Source organism: Burkholderia sp. HAN2018 (assembly GCF_024704855.1).
Lineage (GTDB): Bacteria > Pseudomonadota > Gammaproteobacteria > Burkholderiales > Burkholderiaceae > Burkholderia > Burkholderia cepacia.
Genome location: NZ_QOBB01000413.1, coordinates 1 through 3172 on the forward strand (window position 1 = coordinate 1; position 3172 = coordinate 3172).

Genomic DNA, 3172 nt, shown 5'->3' on the forward strand with positions numbered 1-3172 from the left:
CGCGGCGCCCGCAGCCGAGGCCGCGATGCCCGCACCGGCAGCCGATGCGAAGGCCGCCGAACCGGCTCCGGTCGCCGCGGAAGCGCCCTCACCGGAAGCCGCGCAGCCTGCAGCCACTGCGGCCGCAGCGCCTGCCGACATGCCGGCAGCCGACGCGAAGGTGCCGGACCAGGCAGCCGCGCAGCCCGCCGAGATGCCGGCGTTGTCCGATCCGGCGCAAGGATTGCCGGCGGCTCCGGTCGACCAGCAGGCCGCCCCGGCTGTACCGGTCTTGCCGGCTCCGGCCGTCATCTCGACGAGCACGTCGTCGTAAGCACGCGGGTCTGGCTCCCGTGCGCCGGAATGGCGGCGCACGGGAGCCGTCCGGACCCGATGCCCGGCGGTCGTTTCCTGTTTGACGGGTGTTGGTCCCATCCCCGAGGTCAACACCTCTTTTTGCCTGACGAGGATGCAAGGAGGCCTCAATCATGAGGATCTTTTTGGTCGCTCTGTTGTTGTACAGCGCACAAGCCGCAGCACAGGCGGTATTTCAGAACCCGGCCGTCTTCGTGATCCTGGGCGAGCAGACCGCGGCAAACGCCGCGAGCGTCGCGCAGGCGCTGACGACGCTCGGTCGCGCCGACAACACGGCGTGCGCGCCGATGATGATGATCGGCGATCCGCAGATGATCTACATGATGCCGGAGGAGGGTCACGCGCCGTCGTGGCAATCGCCGGTGTACGGCCGTGGCGCACCGTTCGAGGCGCAGAGGGGGCCGACGCCGACCGGCAAGACGGTCGGCGCGATGCAGCATGCCGAGGACATGCAGACGCAGCCATGGAGCGACGGCAGCGCGATCACGCAGAAGATCGCAGGCGATGCGAGCGTGACGGCGGCGGACCAGGTGAGCGGCTGGCAGCGCAACGGGCTCAGCTCGATCGAGACGGCCCGTGCGACGGAAGTGACGGTGAACGGCAAGACCTACCGGGCCTATCGTGACGACCTCAACGGTGCCGCGAAGCCGGTCGTCGAGCCGCAGATCTACACGCAGCGCGTCGTTTTCTGCCGATAACGAACGTCAATCCGAGAACGGCCCGGCGCCGCGTCGCGGGACCACGGTGCCCCGCTCCACGCGATCCGGCAACGGCCGTTTCGACAACCAACCCAAGCGACGAGGCCATCGTGAACCATTGCTGCCAGATCAGGGTGTCGGGCCCGCAGGATCTCGAACGCGATGCGGGGACGGCACCGTTCATTGCCGTCCGGCGCAACCATGTCGTGCCGTCGCGGCCGCTCGTCTACCTGTCGCAGCAGCACGACGCCGCGCTCGTCGATTGTCTCGCGTCGCGCGGCTGGGACGTGTGGCGCGCGAAAACCGTTGCGGACGCACTGAATCTCGTCAGGGCGAACCGTCTGCATGCGGGCATCGTCGATTTCGGCAGCTTCGCGTCGCCCGACGTCACGTCGTTCGAGGCGCTGCTGCGCGACCCGCGCGTCGGCTGGCTCGCGTTCGCCGACGACGAGCGGCTGCGGGATATTTCCATCGCGCGCCTGATTCGCCACTGCTGTTTCGATTACGTGCGCAACGCGACTGCGTACACGACGATCGGCTATCTGGTCGGCCATGCGTACGGGATGCTGAGGCTCGCGGACGGCAGCCCGGACGCCGATGCGGCGCCCCCCGGCGGCACGATGATCGGCTCGTGCGACGCGATGCGCCGGCTGTTCGCGACGATCCGCAAGGTCGCGAATACGGAGGCGACCGTCTTCATCGCCGGTGAGTCCGGCACCGGCAAGGAGCTGACGGCGGCGGCGATTCACCAGCAGTCGTCGCGCGCCGACGCGCCGTTCGTCGCCGTGAACTGCGCGGCCATTCCGTCGACGCTGCTGCAGGCCGAACTGTTCGGCCACGAGCGCGGCGCGTTCACGGGCGCGCACCAGCGCAAGATCGGCCGTATCGAGGCGGCGCACGGCGGTACGCTGTTTCTCGATGAAATCGGCGACATGCCGTTCGAGAGCCAGGCGAGCCTGCTGCGCTTCCTGCAGGAAGGCACGATCGAGCGCCTCGGCGGGCACGCGTCGATTCCGGTGGACGTGCGGATCGTGTCGGCGACCCACGTCGATCTCGAGGCCGCGATGCAGGCGGGGCGGTTCCGTGCCGACCTGTACTACCGCCTGTGCGTGCTGCGCATCGACGAACCGCCGCTGCGCGTGCGCGGCCGCGACATCATGCTGCTCGCCGACCATGTGCTGCGGCGCTATCGCGGCGACAATGCGCAACGGATTCGCGGCTTCATGCCGAGCGCGGTCGAAGCGATCCACAACTATCCGTGGCCGGGCAACGTGCGCGAGCTGATCAACCGGATCCGGCTCGCGGTCGTGATGACGAACGGCCCGATGATCTCGGCCGCCGATCTCGAACTGCACCAGTACACGTCGCGGCAGCCGCCGACGCTCGCCGAAACGCGCCGGCGCGCCGAGCGGCGCGCGATCGAGGAAACGCTGATGCGCCACCGCCACCAGCATGCCGACGTGGCGGCCGAGCTGGGCATCTCGCGCGCGACGCTGTATCGGCTGATGACCGCGCACGGGCTGCACGGCTGACGCGCCGCGTCGCGCAGCCGCTCAAGACCGCGCGACGTCGGCCGTTAAGACATGAAACGGCCCGTCCGGACCGCCGCGCGGCGATGCGCGCGCGGCCGGCATGCGGCGCATCACGCTTATCCGAGGTTACCGTGGCAGAGTGCAGTCACTGCGGCAGGACGTTCCTGGTCGGCGGGCGGTCGATCGACGGCCGCCGCTATTGCCGTCCGGCGTGCGCCCGGGCGCATCCGATCGTCGTCGAGGCGGAGCGGGTGCCCGACGCGAAGGTCTGGGAGTACGTGCACGACTGGCGTTACGGGCCGTGCCCGATCTGCCGTCGCGACGACCGGCCGGTCGATGTCCATGCGTCGCATCGCGTCGTGTCGCTGCTGTTCGTCACGCGCTGGGCGACACGGCGCCACGTGTGCTGCCGGCGTTGCGGCCGCAGGAAGCAGGCGGTCGCGTTGCTGGCGTCGGCCGCGTTCGGCTGGTGGGGGCTGCCGTGGGGCCTCGTGTTGACGCCGATCCAGCTCGCGCGCAACGCGCTCGGGCTGGCCGCGCGCGATCCGCAGGTCGCGACGCGGCAGTTCGAGCAGCTCGTGCGGCGCA

At 69.8% G+C, this 3172-nt stretch carries 3 protein-coding genes and 1 pseudogene; all 4 read left to right on the forward strand.

Translation table 11 applies throughout. The features are described 5' to 3' along the window. A pseudogene (locus DPV74_RS40250) lies at positions 1-313 on the forward strand (chemotaxis protein CheA); the annotation flags it as partial. Between the two features lie 154 nt (positions 314-467). Next, positions 468-1052: a hypothetical protein gene (locus tag DPV74_RS40255; RefSeq protein ID WP_027789512.1), complete on the forward strand. Its 585-nt coding sequence runs from the start codon at positions 468-470 to the stop codon at positions 1050-1052. A gap of 110 nt (positions 1053-1162) precedes the next feature. Then, positions 1163-2584 carry a sigma-54 dependent transcriptional regulator gene (locus tag DPV74_RS40260; protein ID WP_027789511.1) on the forward strand — a complete coding sequence of 474 codons (1422 nt, stop codon included), beginning with the start codon at positions 1163-1165 and terminating at the stop codon, positions 2582-2584. Between the two features lie 131 nt (positions 2585-2715). After that, positions 2716-3172 (forward strand): hypothetical protein (locus DPV74_RS40265; protein ID WP_119339209.1); only part of this gene is annotated, 457 nt, incomplete at its 3' end.